This is a genomic window from Gordonia sp. UBA7860 (assembly GCF_002500165.1).
In the GTDB taxonomy this organism is placed as follows: domain Bacteria; phylum Actinomycetota; class Actinomycetes; order Mycobacteriales; family Mycobacteriaceae; genus Gordonia; species Gordonia sputi.
This window is the reverse complement of record NZ_DLSO01000107.1, coordinates 22,517-38,299: the sequence shown is the minus strand read 5'-3', so window position 1 is coordinate 38,299 and position 15,783 is coordinate 22,517. Positions and strand designations below refer to the sequence as shown.

Here is a 15,783-nt window from a genome sequence, read left to right as displayed (position 1 = left end):
CGACGAGGTGCACCTGCTGCCGGCGCCCGTGTTCCGCATGACCGCCGACCTGCAGTCGCGGCGTCGACTCGGTTTGACCGCGACCCTCGTGCGTGAGGACGGCCGTGAGGGCGACGTGTTCAGCCTCATCGGACCCAAGCGCTACGACGCCCCGTGGAAGGACATCGAGGCGCAGGGCTGGATCGCGCCTGCCGACTGCGTCGAGGTTCGCGTGACACTCACCGACGAGGAGCGTCTGCAGTACGCGGTCGCCGAGAACGAGGAGAAGTACAAGCTCTGCTCGACGGCGCACACCAAGGTCAACGTCGTGAAGTCGATCCTGGCCAAGCATGCGGGCTCGCCGACGCTGGTCATCGGCGCGTACATCGATCAGCTCGAAGAACTCGGGCGTGAACTCGACGCCCCGGTGATCCAGGGTTCGACGAAGAACAAGGAGCGCGAGGCGCTGTTCGACCGCTTCCGCTCGGGTGAGTTGCAGACGCTCGTGGTGTCGAAGGTCGCGAACTTCTCGATCGACCTGCCGGAGGCGTCGGTCGCAGTGCAGGTCTCGGGCACGTTCGGGTCTCGTCAGGAGGAAGCTCAGCGACTCGGTCGTCTGCTGCGCCCCAAGAAGGACGGTGGTCAGGCGCACTTCTATTCGGTGGTCTCGCGTGACACCCTCGACGCCGATTACGCCGCCCACCGGCAGCGTTTCCTCGCCGAGCAGGGTTACGCGTATCGCATCACCGACGCCGACGACCTGCTCGGCCCGGCCATCGGCGAGGAGTCCGCAGGTTGATCCTGCTCGTGCAGGGCCCCCGCGCACCGCGCCCGCTCACACCAGCGCCTCGAGGCAGTAGCCGATCGGGCGCGGCTCGGTGAACGTCCAGGTGGTGAGGTCGTCAGGACACTGCACCTCGCCATCGGCTCGCTGCACCGTTCGCGCGACGATCGTCGACGTGCGTGCCGTCGCATCGCAGTCGACTTCGCGGTAGTCCACGAGCCGACCGCCGGGCAGCGGAACCTGATAGCACTGTCCGGCTACGAAACTCGGTGTCATACAGAGCTTCTGGTCGCCCTTGTCGAAGGTCAGACCTGCACTGTTCTTGCTCACGCAACCTGCATCGGACGGAACCTTCGCAGCGACGTAGAACGTGAGATCGTCACCGCCGCAGTCGGTGCGCGTCGCCTTCACGTTCCCGTCGTCGACCGTGGACGCGCCGATCGTGACGCATTGCCCGACGTCGATGTCGGCCGCGTCGTCGACGATGTCGTCGCCGACCGACACCCCGCACGCGGCGACGAGGGTCAGGCCCATGCAGGCGGCGACGACCACGGCACGCCAGCCGATGCGCCAGAGCGGGCCGTGCAGGACATGAATGCCGGACGAAGTGAACATGGTGGATCCTCTCGGGTGTTGCGCCGTCTGTCGGCGCCACCGCAAATGTCACTCCGCCCGCTTGCGGGGTTCTTGTCGTCGACTTGGGATCGAGCACGTACAAGTGCATCGAACATCCGACATGTGACAGCCTTGAGCCATGACCGTCGAGCGCCTCCGACCGTTTTCGAGCACCATCTTCGCCGAGATGTCGGCGCTGGCGGTCCAGCACGACGCTGTGAACCTCGGGCAAGGATTCCCCGACACCGACGGCCCCGCGTCGATGCTGACGGCGGCGAAAGACGCGATCTCCGCGGGACGCAACCAGTACCCACCGGGGATCGGTGTTCCCGAGTTGAGGACCGCGGTGGCCCGGCACCAGCGCGAGCACTACGGCCTCGACTACGACGCCGACACCGAGATCCTCGTCACCGTCGGCGCGACCGAAGCCATCGCGGGCGCGATCGTCGGACTGGTCGAACCGGGTCGCGAGGTCGTCATGATCGAGCCCTACTACGACTCCTATGCGGCGACCGTGGCCATGGCGGGCGGCGTGCGCCGCGTCGTCCCGCTCGTCTCCGACGGAGACGGCTTCCGCCTCGATCGCGAACGGCTCGCCGACGCCTTCGGACCGAAAACCGCGGTGGCGCTCATCAATTCGCCGCACAATCCGACCGGAACCGTGCTCTCCGACGACGACCTCGCCGAGATCGCCCGGTTGTGTATCGAACACGACGTCGTCGCGGTCACCGACGAGGTCTACGAACACCTGCTGTTCGACGGGCGCACCCACACCCCGTTGGCCACGCTGCCGGGCATGCGTGAGCGCACGCTCCGGATCTCCAGTGCGGCAAAGACATTCAACTGCACCGGCTGGAAGGTCGGGTGGATCAGCGGACCCGCCGAACTGGTCGCAGCGGCGCGTGCGGCGAAGCAGTTCATGACCTACGTCGGCTCGGGACCCTTCCAGCCCGCCGTCGCCTTCGCCCTGGACAACGAGATGGACTGGGTGCGCACGTCTGCGGCAGAGCTCGAGGCCAAGCGCGACCTGCTCACCTCCGCGCTCGTCGACTCCGGGTTCGACGTCCATCGCAGCGAGGCAACCTATTTCGCCTGCGCCGACCCGCGGCCTCTCGGATACGACGACGGCGTCGAGTTCTGCCGGACGCTACCCGAGCGGATCGGTGTCGCGGCGGTGCCGGTTAGCGTCTTCGCCGACGACAAGGAGCCGTGGAAACACATGGTGCGCTTCGCATTCTCCAAACGCGACGACGTCATCGCCGAGGCCGCGCGGCGGCTGCGGACACTCTGACTCCTCGCCCTACTGACCGTCACCTACAGGCGCACGACCATCTTTCCGACGTTCGCGCCGCGCATCATGTCGAGGAAGGCATCGACCGCGTGGTCGATGCCGTCGACGACCGTCTCGTCATAAACCACCTCGCCCGACGCCAGCCAGTCGGACATCTTCGCGGTGAACTCGGGCGCCTTGTCGAAGTGGTGACCCACGGTGAAACCACGCAGAGTCAGTCCCCGCGTGATGATGTTGGACATGTTGTCGGGTCCGGGAATCCGCTCGGTGGAGTTGTAGGCGACGATCGCGCCACACAGCGCCGCACGCCCACCGTCGTTGAAGACGTCGAGCGCCGCCTCGAGGTGATCGCCGCCGACATTGTCGAAGTAGACGTCGATGCCGTCGGTCGCCGCAGCGCGGAGTTGCTTGCGGATGGGTGCGTCCTTGTAGTTGAGCGCGACGTCGAATCCGTAACGCCCGGTGAGCAACTCGACCTTCTCGGCGCTCCCGGCCGATCCGATGACCGCCTTGGCGCCGAGTAGTCGGGCGATCTGTCCCGCCGCGGTCCCCACGGCGCCCGCCGCGCCGGAGATGAACACGACGTCGCCCTGCTTCATCTCCGCGATCTCGGTCAAGCCCACGTAGGCGGTCAGCCCCGTCATGCCGAGCACACCGAGGTAGACCGACGAGTCGAACGCCTTGTCGCCGTTGGCATCTGTGGGCGGCTCCGGTAACACCGTGAACGCCTTCGCCGGGCCCTGCGCCACATCGCGCCAACCGAGCTGGTGCAGCACCAACGCGCCGACCGGCACGTCGTCGGAACGCGACTCGACGACCCGCCCGACCGCACCCCCCGTCATCGTCTCGTCGAGCTTGAAGGGCGGGACGTAACTGCGGGTGTCGATCATGCGTCCGCGCATGTACGGGTCGACGGAGACGAACTCGTTTGCCACGCGGACCTCGCCCGGCGCGAGGTCGTCGAGAGTCACCTGCACCGTGCGAAAGTCGGAGTCCTTCGGCCAGCCGACCGGGCGATTCACCAATTGGATCTGCGTGCTCGTTGTGCTCATATCTCCACTCTCCTCGTATTTCGGTTACATGAGTTCTGTTGCATGGGTATGGGACCAGACGTTCGGATCATGCGATGAGTGCCGCGGCCAACAGAACGACCGCCACCAGCGGTGTCGCGAGTTGGGTCAGTGCCGCTCGGGCCTTCGTCGGCGACGACAGAAGCAGAACCACGCCGGCAGCGACCATCGAGCCGCAGCCCGCGAAGATCAGCGCAGCACCGACGTCGCGTTGGGTGAAGACGAGCACCGCCCCTACCGTGGCGATCACGGCGAGGAACAGGTTGTAGAAGCCCTGGTTGAAGGCCATGTCACGAGTGTTGGCGGCCTCGTCGGCCGAGAGTCCGAAGGTGCGCCTGGTGGCCGGCGCCGTCCATCGCAGCGACTCCATGACGAAGATGTAGCAGTGCAGCGCGACGGCCACACCCACGAATACGACTGCGGCCACGATCATCCGACTCTCCCTGCCTCCGATTGTGCACTGGTCGTTACACTATAAGCATAGTAGAATGGTTGTTGCAATAAATTCTCGAACGAGGAGACAGCCGTGGGCCGCACCGCCACCTTCGACAGAGCTGAGCTCGTCGGCGTCGCACGCGATCTGTTCTGGCGACGCGGCTTCGGAGAGGTGTCGGTGACCGACATCGAGAAGGCGACCAGGGTGGGACGGTCGAGCATCTACCACGCCTTCGGAAGCATGCGCGGACTGTTCGACGCCGCAGTCGAGGACTACCTGGACGCCGTCGTCCGACCGCGCCTGGCCGGCCTCGTCGCCGACGACGTCTCCCCCGATGCGCTCATCGACTACCTCGCGGGTCTCCGCGACGCCATTCTCACGATCGCGCAGACGGGCGGCGCTCCGGCGGGATGTCTGATCCTCACCGCGTCGGCCACACCGATCGGCTCCGACGAGACTGTGCACGCCGTCATCGAGAGTTATCGCGCCGAACTCGCGTCCGCGGTTCTCCGCGGCGTGCGGGCTCTGCTCCCAGATGCGACACCGAGCGTCGTCGACCATCACACGCGGCTGACCGTGGCCGCGATCATCGCAGCACAATGCCTGGCCCGCATCGACACGGCCGAGGCCGCGCGCACGCTCGACGCGGCAGCCGAGGCGCTGAACGCCGCCGCAGCGCTAGAGGGGTAGCCCCGCCTCCAGGAGGTCGATCGCCTCGAGAAGCGTGTCGAGGAACCTGCCGTCGCGGGGATCGTCGATCCCGTTGGCGATGTGGAACATCATCCCGCCCACCGCCGCGATGAACACCCGCAACCGGCTGCTGTCCCGGTCGACACCGAGGTAGTCGGCGATGAAGTCTGCGGCCTCGGAGATCGCGCGGTCGGATTCGACCTGGTTGACCACCAGCAGCGCCGGCTCGGACTGGATGAGTTTCATCCGCGCCGGGTCCGAGGCCCAGTCGTCGGCGAGAACCAGGCCGACGAGTCTGCGCACGATCTCGCGCAGGAGATCGAATCGTCCGAGCCCGGGCGGGATCGATGTGAGCGCCTCCTGCCACACGTCGTCGAGGTCGTCGTTGATGTGACGACCTGTTCCTTCGATTGGAAGTAGCGGAAGAAGGTGGTGTGGGAGACGTCGGCAGCCTCGGCGATCTGCGCAACGGTCGTCTGTGCGTACCCCTGGGCGTCGAACAGTTCCATCGCCGCCGCGCGGATTGCCGCCCTGGTGCGACGTTTGTGCTTCTCGCGCAACCCGATCGGGCGTACGGGGGCGTCGGGCGCATGCGAGACCGAGGCGGGCGCGGTAGCCATCGCTGCCGTACTCGTCGCCTCGGTCATCGCACTGCTCTCCCTATCTACTCTTTATCCAGTCCGCTCAACTCGACGCCGCGGCGGCGACCTCGCGGGTTTCGTCGACGCTCGCCTGCGGGATACCGCGGTCGCGCACCTTCTCGCCCTCGATGTCGAGATTGGGAACCAGCTTGTCCAGCCATCGTGGCAGACCCCACGCCCGATCGCCCAGCAATGCGATGACAGCGGGCACCACGATCATCCGGATGATGAAGGCGTCGAACAGCACGGCAATCGCGAGCGAGAAGCCGAGCATCTTGGCCGTCGTGTCCGGGGAGAGCATGAACGCCGCGAACACGCTGATCATGATGATCGCCGCCGATGTGACGATACGCGCGCCATGCCGGTAGCCGGCGATGATCGCCTCCTTCGCGGTCATGCCGTGGATGTACTCCTCGCGTATTCGCGTCACCAGGAACACCTGGTAATCCATCGCGAGGCCGAACACCACGCCGATCAGGAAGATCGGCAGGAACGACAGGATCGGCTTGGTGTTGTCGATCAGACCGAACCAGCCCTCCTGGAAGATCGCGACAGTCACGCCGAACGTCGCGAGCACCGAGAAGATGAAGCCAATCGTTCCGATCAGTGGCACCCAGATCGACCGGAACACCGCGATCATGATCAGGAACGCCAACCCGACCACCACGATCAGATACGGGATCAACGCCTTGTCGAGTTTGGCCGAGAGGTCGGACATGATGGCCGTCTGACCACCGACGTGCAGTTCCGACCCTGCTCGCTGCGCCTCGGGACTGAAGTCGCGGATCTGCTCCATGAGGTCGTGCGTCGCCTGATCCGACGGCGCACTCTTGGGCGTCACCGAGATCAGCGCGGCGGTTGCTCCGACGTTCGGCTGCGGTGTGCCGTTGCCCAGCCAGGTCATCGTCGACGCGTTGGCGACGTCGGGCAGCGTCTTGATGTGCGCGACGGTCTCGGTGGCCGCCTTCTCGACCGTGCCGTTCTCGGAGTGCAGCACGACGAGCAGCGGGCCGTTGATGCCCTCGCCGAAGCCGCGCTGCAGCAGTGCCTGTGCGGGAGCCTCGTCGTCGCTGGAGAGCGAGAGCCCCAGTTGCAGCTTGCCGACCGGGATCGCCGCGAGTACCAGCACCGCGAGACCCGCGACAATGAACGGGATGGGTCGCCGAACCACCATGCGGCCGAAGCGAACTCCGTTGGTGTCGGCGGTGTCGGATTCTTCTGCGTGCTTGATCCACGGGATACGTGGGGTGAACGCGAAACGTCCGACGGCACCGAGCAGCGCGGGGATCAGGGTGAGCGCGGCGATCACTGCCATGAACACCGCGACGGCGGCGCCCGCACCCATCTGGGTGATCAGCGGGATTCCGACCACCATCAGCGCGACGACCGCGATGATCACGGTCAGCCCGGCGAAGACCACAGCGGAGCCGGCCGTACCGACCGCTCGACCCGCGGCGTCGGCTCTGTCACCGCCGCGCTTCACCTCGCCGCGATAGCGGGAGACGATGAACAGGGCGTAGTCGATCGACACGGCGATGCCGAGCATGGTGACGATCGCGGTGGCGGTCTCGTTGACCGTGATGACCTCGGCACTCAGCCGCAGCAGCATGATGGTGATCATCACGCCCATCAGGCCGGTGATCAGCGGGATGAACGCGGCGACGAGCGCTCCGAAGGCGACGATCATCACCACGAAGGCGACGGCGAAGCCGATCAACTCAGCCTTACCGCCCGCCTCCATCACGCTCATCAGCGAGCCCGTGGCCTCGACCTGCAGACCGTTGCCCCGATGCTTCTCGAGGATGTCGGTCAGCTGCTTCTTGTTCTCGACGGTGAGGTCGGTCAGCTCGATGTTCTGCCGCACCTGGATCAAACCGACCTTGCCACCGTCACCGAGGACCGACGACGCGAGCTCGGGTTTGGCCGTGGCGACGGTGACAGGGTTCAGAACCGTCGCCTTGTCGGTCAGCTCGGGCAAGGTGTGCAGGTCGGCGACGAGTGCGTCGATCTGTGCGGAATGGGCGGCCAGCCCGTCGTCCGCGGCAACGAGGACGCTCGTCGAGGCCTCCGATTGCTGCTTCATCGCCTCGGGGAAATACTCCTCGACCTGCGAGGTCGCAGTTCCGGAGTCGGTTCCGGGGAGTTCGAAGTCTTTCGCGAACTTGGGGTTCAACGCACCCACGAGTCCGATGAGCAGCGCGGCGATGACCACCCAGGCCCCGATCACCCACCACTTGTGGCGGAACGAGAACCGTCCCACCCGAAACAACAACGACGCCATCTGTGTGCACTCCCTCGAGAAGACTCGGACATTCCGGCAGCAACTAAGAAGTGTTAGTTGCTAACACTTGCGCTCCGGTATACCGATGGGCGACGTCGGTGTGCCACCTCCGAGCCGCGATTGTGAGCGACGTCCCACGCGGCCCCTTCCACCCGCTTTGCGAACGCATGTTCGATATCGGTGTAGGCTGTCGTCCATGAGCGCAGGAGTCCAGGGATCGATCTTCGACCTCGACGCCGAGTCACCACGGCTGCGCGATCTCGGATCGCACGTCGAACGTCGGGTCCTGACCAACGGCGCGTGGGTCGATCTGCGGCCCGGATGGATCGCGGGCAGCACCGACCTGTTCGACGCTCTGCGCGACGACGTTCCGTGGCGGGCCGAGCGTCGTCGGATGTACGACAGGGTTGTCGACGTCCCGCGGCTGGTCTGCAATTACCACGCGAGTGACGAACTCCCCGACCCGTTGCTCGTCGACGCGCGAGCGGCCCTGACAGCGCATTACCGCGACGAGTTACCCGAGGGCTTCGCGACAGCGGGCCTCTGCCTGTATCGCGATGGATCGGATTCGGTTGCGTGGCACGGCGACCGGTTCGGTCGCGGCGCCACCCACGACACGATGGTCGCGATCGTCTCCCTCGGCTCACCGCGCCCGCTGTCTCTACGGCCGCGCGGCGGCGGAGCGTCGTTGAAATTCACGTTGTCGGCGGGCGATCTGTTGGTGATGGGCGGGAGTTGTCAGCGCACCTGGGAGCACGCGGTACCCAAGGTCCGCGGCGTCGGCGCACGGATGAGCGTGCAGTTCCGACCGCCCGGCGTGTGGTGAGCCGCGGATACTTGGAACCATCACACTCCTGCGTGCGTCTGAGTTGGTGCCGTCGGTGAAATGCCGCGGGTCACATCACCACTGAGGGGACAACGCCGATGCCTTGGACGCCACATCTGACGCTGCCGATCAATCCACTAGAACTCGCACCCGCCGCGGTGAAGGAGAAGGCACGCGAGATCTATGGCGAAATGCGTTTCGGCATCAGCCCCGAAGAGATTGAAGCAGTAGCCGCGAGTTGGCGAGCGCAAGGCGGGGCCGTTGGCCGAATCGACCTCAGCGCCCTGTCGGCGGCCACCGGTTCGGGAAGCGATGTCGTTGCTGCTCTGCATTCCGCACACACCTCCGCGATCCCCACTCTCGAATCAATCGCCACCCGGCTGGAGACGCTCGGCAACTACATGCAGAGATTCAACGGTTCGGCCGCGGCGAGCGACGCCGCAGCCGCAGCATCGATGGAAGAGCTGCAGGGGCGCTGATGATTCCGACCATCTCGCAACTGCGCGTGTGGAGCAGCGATTCGATGATGGCCTCCGGCGAGGCAGCGCAGGCCGCGGCGTCGACACTCGACGCGGCAATCGACGCGGCGGTCCGTGCGTTCGATGGCGCGGGCCACTGGCGCGGCGCCGCCCACGCCGCGGCGCACCGTCGTGTAGTCGAGGAACGCGATCACGCCGACGAGGTGCGCAATGTACTGAATCAGATCGCCGATGAAGCGAAGGACGCCGCCGCCGACATCGCGCACGCCCGCGACTACGTGCTGCGCAGGGTCGACGACGCAATCGCCGAGGGTTTCGACGTCGCCGACACCGGCGAGGTCACCGCGGCCCCGGAGCCCGGCGATGAGGCGAGGGCAGAGGGCGACGTAGCCGCCGGTGACGACAGGGCATCAACTCTTCAAACCCGAATTCAGAACGGGCTGAACATGATTGGCGCTTACGATACCGACTTCGGAAAGCGACTCGCCGACCTCGCAGCAGACCTCGCAGCAATGGTCGAAGGACAACCCGACGTACGCCTGCCCGATGGCACCTCCGCCGATGCGGACGACGTGATCGAACGACTCAAGGGCATGAAACCTCACGATATGCGCACGCTGCTCGATGCGATGAGCCCAGCAGACTTGCGTCGACTCATCGCGGCTGACCCGATCACCATGGGCAAACTCGATGGAGTGCCATTCCCGTTGCGCATCAACGCGAATGAGATCAACATCCGCAACGCGCTCGCCGACGAGAGGCAAGCCGGCCGCGGCGAGGGTCCGCGCGCCAAGAGGCTGGCCGCGTTCTTACGCCAGGCACCGGACCCTCGTCGCGCTGCCGCCTACGACAACGCCGACAGCGCCGACTTCCCCGATGATCACCTGGTCGAGCGTTCGTTCGTCGCTTTCGACAACAGCGAGAACGGGCACTTCATCGAGATGATCGGAGAATTGGGACCGCACTCGCCCAATGCAGCGGTGTACGTACCAGGAACGGGCACCAACATGAACGACAGTGCGACGAACACGAAGTCGGCCTGGAACATGTCGAAGCGGACTGGCGGCCCCGTATTCGTCTACGCAAACGGCGACCTACCTCAGACGATGGGATACGAAGGTTGGCCGAGGATCGCGACCGACACGCTCACAGGTGCGCGCGCGGGAGTTGGGCTGGCGGGAGCGGCCGGACTGATCCCCGGGGCAACGGTCGGGGGCGTTCCGGCGGTGTTGGCGTCGATCAATGATTCTGCTCTCGACCCTCAGTTGGCCCGGGAGATGGCACCGGGACTCGTTGGTTTCAGCCACGCACTCGACGCCGAGATCGCGGCTCATTGTCCGGACGCGAAGACCACATACATCGGCCACTCGTACGGAGGTTCCGTCGTCGGCTCGGCCGAGCAGATCGGCTTACGGGCCGACCGTGTCATCTACGCATCGTCAGCCGGCACCGGAGTCTTCGACACACCGTGGAGCAACCATGACGTCGAACGCTATTCGATGACTGCGCCGGGCGATCTCATCCAGGCCTCGCAGTCGTTGCCAGTCAATCCGCATGGCGTCGACCCCGATACCGCTCGAGGAGTCGAGCGGATGGACACCGGTCTTTACAGCGGTGAGAACCAGGAACACCGCGGGCTGGTTCACGGCGTTCGTGGGCACGGCGAGTACTGGAACGATCCCGGTTCTGACGCCTTCGAGAACATGGTCAGGGTGGTCCGCGGCGAAACACCGACGCCCTATGTGGAGCGCGCGTCAGACATGCCGGGCGTCGACGCCGGGCGCGCGTACGCAGAGTCGGCGCAGGCGCACACCGGGGAAGCCGTCGAGAAGGCCCGTGTGCTGCTGCCACCGCTGCTGAAGCTTCTCGACGACCTTCAGAATGGCGGAGTTGACCTACCCGGTGTTCCCGACATCCCGCTGCACCTGCCGAAATAGCTTGCGCAGCGTCACTTGTCGGAGTGTTTGGATGAGCCCGTCGCCATCCGGATCGCGGGACCGAGCAGTCCGGAGATCAACCCGCCGATCGACAACGGCGTCTGGCCGTCGAGTCCGATCGGGGCGTACATTTCGGTGATCTCACTGCGCCCCCGCACAACTCGACGATCAACCGCCGTCCAGTGCTCACTCTCGCCCTCCGACGCGTCTATCGCCTCGCCGCTGGCAAGAACCGGATACCGGCCGCTGCGAGCCGCCTCCGACAGACGCGCGCACTCATTGACCGGGTCACCGATCACTGTGTACTCGTAGCGCTGCTCGGCACCGATGTTGCCCGCGAACACGGTTCCGTAAGAAACTCCGATCCCCCACCGGATCTCGAGCGCTTCGGTCAGGCCCCTGGCGAGGTCGCGCGCGGCGGCGAGCGCCGCGGCTGCGGGGTCGTCGAGTTCGACGGGGGTACCGAACACAGCGAGTGCCGCGTCGCCCTCGAACTTGTTGACGAAGCCGCCGTGTCTATCGACCACGTCGGCGACAACGGAGAAGAACGAGTTGAGGAGCGCTGCAGTATCTTCCGGCGCCCGATGCTCGGCCAGCGTGGTGGATCCGACGATGTCGACGAACAGCACCCCGACCCGACAGTTCGATCCGTGCATGCCTGCACCGCGTTCGATGGCGAGTTGCGCGACGGTGTCGCCGACGTGGCGCGCGAACAGTTCACGCATCCGCTCACGTTCGTCGAGGCCCTCCACCATCTCGTTGAAGCCGTGTTGCAGCACGCCGAGCTCCGACGAGTCGTACACATCGACATGGGTGGTGAGGTCGCCGTCCTGGACCCGCTGCACGGCGTGCCGCAGTTCGGTGAGCGGGTCGATGATGGCCTGCCCGACCAGCATGATGACGCGCACGCCCGCAGCGAGACCGACCGCGGCCAGCACCACCGTCGTCCAATCGATCCGGCCGGCGGCCGGAGGCAGCAGGCCCGATCCCCTCCCGAGGTTGATGATCAGCAGTCCACTCATCGGCACGAGGCAGCTGATGGCCCACACCGCGGCCATGCGGGCACGCACGCCCTGCACCGCATGGGTTGCTGGGTGGTCCTGCAGCGCGATGATCAGCAGCGGGCGCGCCGACCGTTCGGCGAACAGGTAGGTGAGGCAGCCGATCGACATGCCGGCAAGGGCGAACGCGACCGCCACCCCGAGGAGGTCGTCGGCGCTGAGCCTGCCCAGCGACAGCAGCACGTAGCTGAGCACGGCCAAGAGCCAACCGACGATCGTGGCCGCCGCCTGCGCGAACGGGATTCTCTGGACGGACCGTCGACGCTCCCGATCGGCCTGCTCGCCACTGATGAACCAGCGCAACTGCGGCACCATCACAGCGAAGACCAGCACGACATTGACCACGAGACCGACGCCGATCGTCGCGACGACGGCCGGAAAGTTCGGTGCGCCCAGCGTCGTGGCGAAGGTCATCTGGCCACCGTTGTACGCCAGCTGGACCAGCAAGAATGTCTCGAGGCCGACGAGCACGTTGCTGCCGACGATTGCCGAACCGGCGATCACGCTCGCGCGGCGGGCGAGCCGAATCCGCTCCGCCCGGCCGATGCCTCCCCATTCGCGCAACGTCGGAGGTCGCTCGACGCCCCACACGAATGTCGAGTATCGACGCCGCGCGCGAGACCATCTGTCATCGTGGTCGCGGGAGCGTTGCGGTTGCACCGAGGCGCCTTTCTGCCTGTCGTGTCACATAAGACAGTTCATTGTGACAGGCGAAATGCCGGGATCAGAACTCGATCGCGTGGGACGACGCACGCCCAAACGCCACAACGGCCGGCGCCGCTCCCGGGGGACTGACGGGAACGGCACCGGCCGTGGGCTCGTACGTCATGTCGAGGTCATCGACTCATCGCACGAGGGGTCATGAACAGATCAGGCCTGCGCCTTGAGTGCCTCGATCTCGAGGTTGATGGTGACCTTGTCGCCGACGACGACGCCGCCACCCTCGAGCGGCATCTCGATGTCGATGCCGAAGTCCTTGCGGTTGATCACAGTGGTTGCCTCGAAGCCGGCAACAGCGCCCTGGCCCATGCCCGGGTTCGATCCGTTGAACTCGAGCGCGAGGTCGACCGACTTGGTCACGCCGTGCAGGGTGAAGTCGCCGGTGAGCACGAAGTTGTCACCGTCGGGGCGGACGCTGGTCGAGACGAAGGTCGCCTTGGGGAACTTCTCGGCGTCGAAGAAATCGGCCGACTTGATGTGACCGTCGCGCTGCGGGTTTCCGGTGGTGATGGTCGTGACGTCGATCTCGGCCTGCACCGAAGGGGTGCCGTCCTCAGCAACGGTGATGGTTCCGCTGAACGACTCGAACTTGCCGCGAACCTTGCTCACCATCAGGTGCTTCACGACGAAGCCGACGGTCGAGTGGGTGGGGTCGATGTTCCAGACGCCTGCCTCGATGGGGGCCTTGACGGTGCTTGTGGTCATGGTGAAACTCCTCGGCTTCTTGTCTTTTCCGGTTGTGGTCCGTGGACCGTCTGTTCGGCCCATCGCTCGTTCTAAACGGACCGCGGTCCGATTTCATTCCCCTGAGCCGATTTTTTTACTTCCAAGCGAATACCGGCTGCTCGAAGCCGTCGACGCGGGTGTCGCGACCTCGCAGGACGACCTCGACAAACTGATAGATCACCGCGGCAGTCGGCGCGTGCAGCAGCGCGGAGTGACCGCTCGGCGAGTAGTCGTCGGGGTCACGGCGAAGCCCTGGGATGCGGAGCTGGATGACCGGACGCGGCGATTCGGGGATCGCGATGAACCGAGGTTCGTCGAGCAGGTCGTCGAGAGGCACGAAGAACAGTTCCGACACCTCGTCGGGGCTCGGCGTCGGCGTCGGCGCGTCGTCGGGCGCCCAGCAGACGACGGGCGTCATGACGAAGCCCGATCGCGTCGGGTAGTCGTCGAGCAGTCCGAGGACGTCGTCAGTGTCGAGCGCCACCCCGAGTTCCTCGTGCAACTCCCGCAGCGCGGCGTCGACGATTCCCTCTCCCGGGTCGAGGCGTCCGCCGGGGAGCGCGAACTGTGCGGCATGGCGACGCATGGTCAGCGGGCGACGCAGAACCCAGATCCCCTGGCGGCCGGCTTGACTCGAGATCACGATGGCGACCGCAGCTGGTCGGGCTTCGGGATCGTCGACGACGCGACGCTCGAGTGCTGCGATGCGATCAGTGGCGATCGTGCGATCAATGGATGTCACACATTCAGTTCACCACGGTCGAAGAATCGCTAACCGGTGTGCCTGCACCCACAGTGGCGACGCGCGCGTGATCTGCACCGGCGAACCTTTTCTCCGATACGGCGATCGGCCACCATTGACACACCTGCGAATCGAAACCTCCTCCAAGACAAGGCAGATCATGTCCGCGATCGTTGTCACCCGCATCGTCCTGGTCCTCCTCGCCGCGCTGAGCAACCGGCCCGGATTGAACTTCTATGCGCGCAGCATGGGCGGTTCGGGGCGCTAAACCCGCAACTGGCCGTGCTCGTTGTGTGCGGTCGCCCGCGCGACCGCCGCCCGTAGGTGGTAGTCGATGATCGCCAGCGCGTACAGGCCGAGCGCGAGGTTGTAGAGCGCCCCGAACCCGTCGAGCGCGAAGTCGACGAGGGCGTTGGACATCGTGAAGACGAGCGCCGCCATTCGGAGTGCGCGTAGCGGCCAGACGCGATCGGTGTAACGGCGACCGATCATCGCCGACGCCGAGCACGCAAGCGTCAGCACGCCGCTGACGAACAGAATCCACGCGGCGGTGGGGTCGCGGGCCAGTTCGAGATAGATCCCGTAGTCGCGGTGATTCACGTACAGCGCGAGCGCACCCGCGATCACGGTGAGCGCGGAGCTGACGACCAGCAGCCAGCCGATCAGCACCAACCACCAGCGTCGTCGGAAGAAGCTCGGAATCAACGCGAGTGCGCGCGCACGCAGTCGGGTCAACCGGTCAGGGGTGTGCACGCTCGCGTCGAGTAGGCCGCGAATATGCGCCACGAGTGCCGGGTCGGCGTCGCGTGCTTCGGCGAAGTCGAGAAGGTCGGTGGCCTGGCGGCGTCGACTCTCCGGAAGTCCGTGCGCCACACCGTCGGCCGCGATCACCGCCGCGTTCGCGATCGCCTCGGGCACAGATGGGCGCTTGACGTCGCGGACGAATCGACTGATCAACAGGATCAGCACCACCAGCAGGTACATGATCTCGGCCGACGGGCCGTAGAAGTAGTCGTTGTCCTTGGTGACGAACTTGCCCACTTCATCGAGGAACAAGCCGAATCCGATACCACCCATCACCACCGCAACAATCCGAGGCGTCGAACCAAGAAGCAGCCACCCGAAGACCAACGCGAGCATCATGAGCGCCCCGCCCCACAGCGCGTGGGCTATGTGCAGCGTGCCGTTTCCGATCTGCGGGTAGCCGGTCAGACGCAGGTAGGCACGCGTCACGAGGATCGTGCCGATCGCGAAGATGAGGAACCACTGCACCGCAGCGGTCCCGTAGACGCTGCGCACCAGGACCGTCGTTTGCCGAGCCGACATGAGGCGATTGTCGCGCGCGACGGTGCAGCGTGAGTTCGGAATCGGGCAGGGTGTCTCGGATGAGCGCGCCCGAGACTCCGTGGTCTTGAGCTCGGCCGACCCCATCGGAGTGGAATGGCTTGCCGGGATGGCAGAGCGGTACGGGCCTGGGCTCACCCGATGAATCGGCTCCGCGGAGC

General features: G+C 65.7%; 14 protein-coding genes and 1 pseudogene. 6 read left to right on the top strand and 9 right to left on the bottom strand.

Annotated features, from left to right (window positions below; all coding sequences use genetic code 11):
* Positions 1–778, top strand: a 778-nt coding sequence (locus B3T59_RS13475) for a DEAD/DEAH box helicase (RefSeq protein ID WP_287003784.1), incomplete at its 5' end; no start/stop codon positions are given.
* A gap of 36 nt (positions 779–814) precedes the next feature.
* Here B3T59_RS13475 and B3T59_RS13470 read toward each other — a convergent pair.
* The gene (locus B3T59_RS13470; RefSeq protein WP_064863187.1) at positions 815–1,378 is read right to left on the bottom strand and encodes a hypothetical protein; all 564 of its coding nucleotides are present in this window, start codon (positions 1,376–1,378) and stop codon (positions 815–817) included.
* Between the two features lie 139 nt (positions 1,379–1,517).
* Between B3T59_RS13470 and B3T59_RS13465 the strand changes: the two genes are divergently transcribed.
* Positions 1,518–2,669 carry a pyridoxal phosphate-dependent aminotransferase gene (locus B3T59_RS13465; protein ID WP_287003783.1) on the top strand — a complete coding sequence of 384 codons (1,152 nt, stop codon included), beginning with the start codon at positions 1,518–1,520 and terminating at the stop codon, positions 2,667–2,669.
* Between the two features lie 23 nt (positions 2,670–2,692).
* On the opposite strand, the gene B3T59_RS13460 is transcribed toward B3T59_RS13465, so the two are convergent.
* Together B3T59_RS13460 and B3T59_RS13455 are read right to left on the bottom strand one after the other, a co-directional pair.
* Positions 2,693–3,721, bottom strand: a complete 1,029-nt coding sequence (locus B3T59_RS13460; RefSeq protein WP_005204410.1) for an NADP-dependent oxidoreductase — start codon at positions 3,719–3,721, stop codon at positions 2,693–2,695.
* Positions 3,722–3,788: 67 nt separating this feature from the next.
* A complete protein-coding gene (locus tag B3T59_RS13455) occupies positions 3,789–4,172 on the bottom strand; it encodes a DUF1304 domain-containing protein (RefSeq protein WP_005204409.1) in 384 nt (127 codons plus the stop codon).
* Between the two features lie 93 nt (positions 4,173–4,265).
* Here B3T59_RS13455 and B3T59_RS13450 point away from each other — a divergent pair, with 93 nt between their 5' ends.
* Entirely contained in the window at positions 4,266–4,865 is a 600-nt protein-coding gene (locus tag B3T59_RS13450) for a TetR/AcrR family transcriptional regulator (RefSeq protein ID WP_005204408.1), read from the top strand.
* Here the strand turns inward: B3T59_RS13450 and B3T59_RS13445 are convergent.
* Both B3T59_RS13445 and B3T59_RS13440 read right to left on the bottom strand, forming a co-directional pair.
* Positions 4,854–5,512 (bottom strand): annotated as a pseudogene (locus B3T59_RS13445) (TetR family transcriptional regulator). The gene B3T59_RS13450 and the pseudogene B3T59_RS13445 overlap by 12 nt on opposite strands.
* Positions 5,513–5,549: 37 nt before the next feature.
* Positions 5,550–7,787: an MMPL family transporter gene (locus B3T59_RS13440; protein WP_005204405.1), complete on the bottom strand. Its 2,238-nt coding sequence runs from the start codon at positions 7,785–7,787 to the stop codon at positions 5,550–5,552.
* 196 nt (positions 7,788–7,983) lie between these two features.
* On the opposite strand from B3T59_RS13440, the gene B3T59_RS13435 reads away from it, so the two are divergent.
* The 3 genes from B3T59_RS13435 to B3T59_RS13425 all read left to right on the top strand — a co-directional run bounded on the left by B3T59_RS13435 (position 7,984) and on the right by B3T59_RS13425 (position 11,029).
* A complete protein-coding gene (locus B3T59_RS13435; RefSeq protein ID WP_287003782.1) occupies positions 7,984–8,613 on the top strand; it encodes an alpha-ketoglutarate-dependent dioxygenase AlkB in 630 nt (209 codons plus the stop codon).
* A gap of 98 nt (positions 8,614–8,711) precedes the next feature.
* Entirely contained in the window at positions 8,712–9,092 is a 381-nt protein-coding gene (locus tag B3T59_RS13430) for a hypothetical protein (protein ID WP_287003781.1), read from the top strand.
* Positions 9,092–11,029 (top strand): alpha/beta hydrolase, encoded by a 1,938-nt coding sequence (locus tag B3T59_RS13425; RefSeq protein ID WP_287003780.1) that lies wholly within the window; start codon positions 9,092–9,094, stop codon positions 11,027–11,029. Before B3T59_RS13430 ends, B3T59_RS13425 begins: the two co-directional genes overlap by 1 nt.
* Positions 11,030–11,040: 11 nt before the next feature.
* On the opposite strand, the gene B3T59_RS13420 is transcribed toward B3T59_RS13425, so the two are convergent.
* From B3T59_RS13420 to B3T59_RS13405, 4 genes are all read right to left on the bottom strand, one after another.
* A complete protein-coding gene (locus B3T59_RS13420; protein ID WP_287003779.1) occupies positions 11,041–12,681 on the bottom strand; it encodes an adenylate/guanylate cyclase domain-containing protein in 1,641 nt (546 codons plus the stop codon).
* 279 nt (positions 12,682–12,960) lie between these two features.
* The gene (locus B3T59_RS13415) at positions 12,961–13,515 is read right to left on the bottom strand and encodes a YceI family protein (protein ID WP_064861509.1); all 555 of its coding nucleotides are present in this window, start codon (positions 13,513–13,515) and stop codon (positions 12,961–12,963) included.
* Between the two features lie 115 nt (positions 13,516–13,630).
* On the bottom strand, positions 13,631–14,278 hold the full coding sequence (locus B3T59_RS13410) for an NUDIX hydrolase (RefSeq protein WP_287003777.1): 648 nt from the start codon (positions 14,276–14,278) through the stop codon (positions 13,631–13,633).
* Between the two features lie 264 nt (positions 14,279–14,542).
* On the bottom strand, positions 14,543–15,604 hold the full coding sequence (locus B3T59_RS13405) for a hypothetical protein (protein WP_287003776.1): 1,062 nt from the start codon (positions 15,602–15,604) through the stop codon (positions 14,543–14,545).
* Between the last annotated feature and the right edge of the window lie 179 nt (positions 15,605–15,783).

Coding starts and splice junctions, on each gene's coding strand:
- B3T59_RS13465 (WP_287003783.1), top strand. CDS start 1,518: ATGACCGTCGAGCGCCTCCGACCGTTTTCGAGCACCATCTTCGCCGAG.
- B3T59_RS13440 (WP_005204405.1), bottom strand. CDS start 7,787: ATGGCGTCGTTGTTGTTTCGGGTGGGACGGTTCTCGTTCCGCCACAAG.
- B3T59_RS13435 (WP_287003782.1), top strand. CDS start 7,984: ATGAGCGCAGGAGTCCAGGGATCGATCTTCGACCTCGACGCCGAGTCA.
- B3T59_RS13455 (WP_005204409.1), bottom strand. CDS start 4,172: ATGATCGTGGCCGCAGTCGTATTCGTGGGTGTGGCCGTCGCGCTGCAC.
- B3T59_RS13460 (WP_005204410.1), bottom strand. CDS start 3,721: ATGAGCACAACGAGCACGCAGATCCAATTGGTGAATCGCCCGGTCGGC.
- B3T59_RS13415 (WP_064861509.1), bottom strand. CDS start 13,515: ATGACCACAAGCACCGTCAAGGCCCCCATCGAGGCAGGCGTCTGGAAC.
- B3T59_RS13430 (WP_287003781.1), top strand. CDS start 8,712: ATGCCTTGGACGCCACATCTGACGCTGCCGATCAATCCACTAGAACTC.
- B3T59_RS13405 (WP_287003776.1), bottom strand. CDS start 15,604: ATGTCGGCTCGGCAAACGACGGTCCTGGTGCGCAGCGTCTACGGGACC.
- B3T59_RS13470 (WP_064863187.1), bottom strand. CDS start 1,378: ATGTTCACTTCGTCCGGCATTCATGTCCTGCACGGCCCGCTCTGGCGC.
- B3T59_RS13425 (WP_287003780.1), top strand. CDS start 9,092: ATGATTCCGACCATCTCGCAACTGCGCGTGTGGAGCAGCGATTCGATG.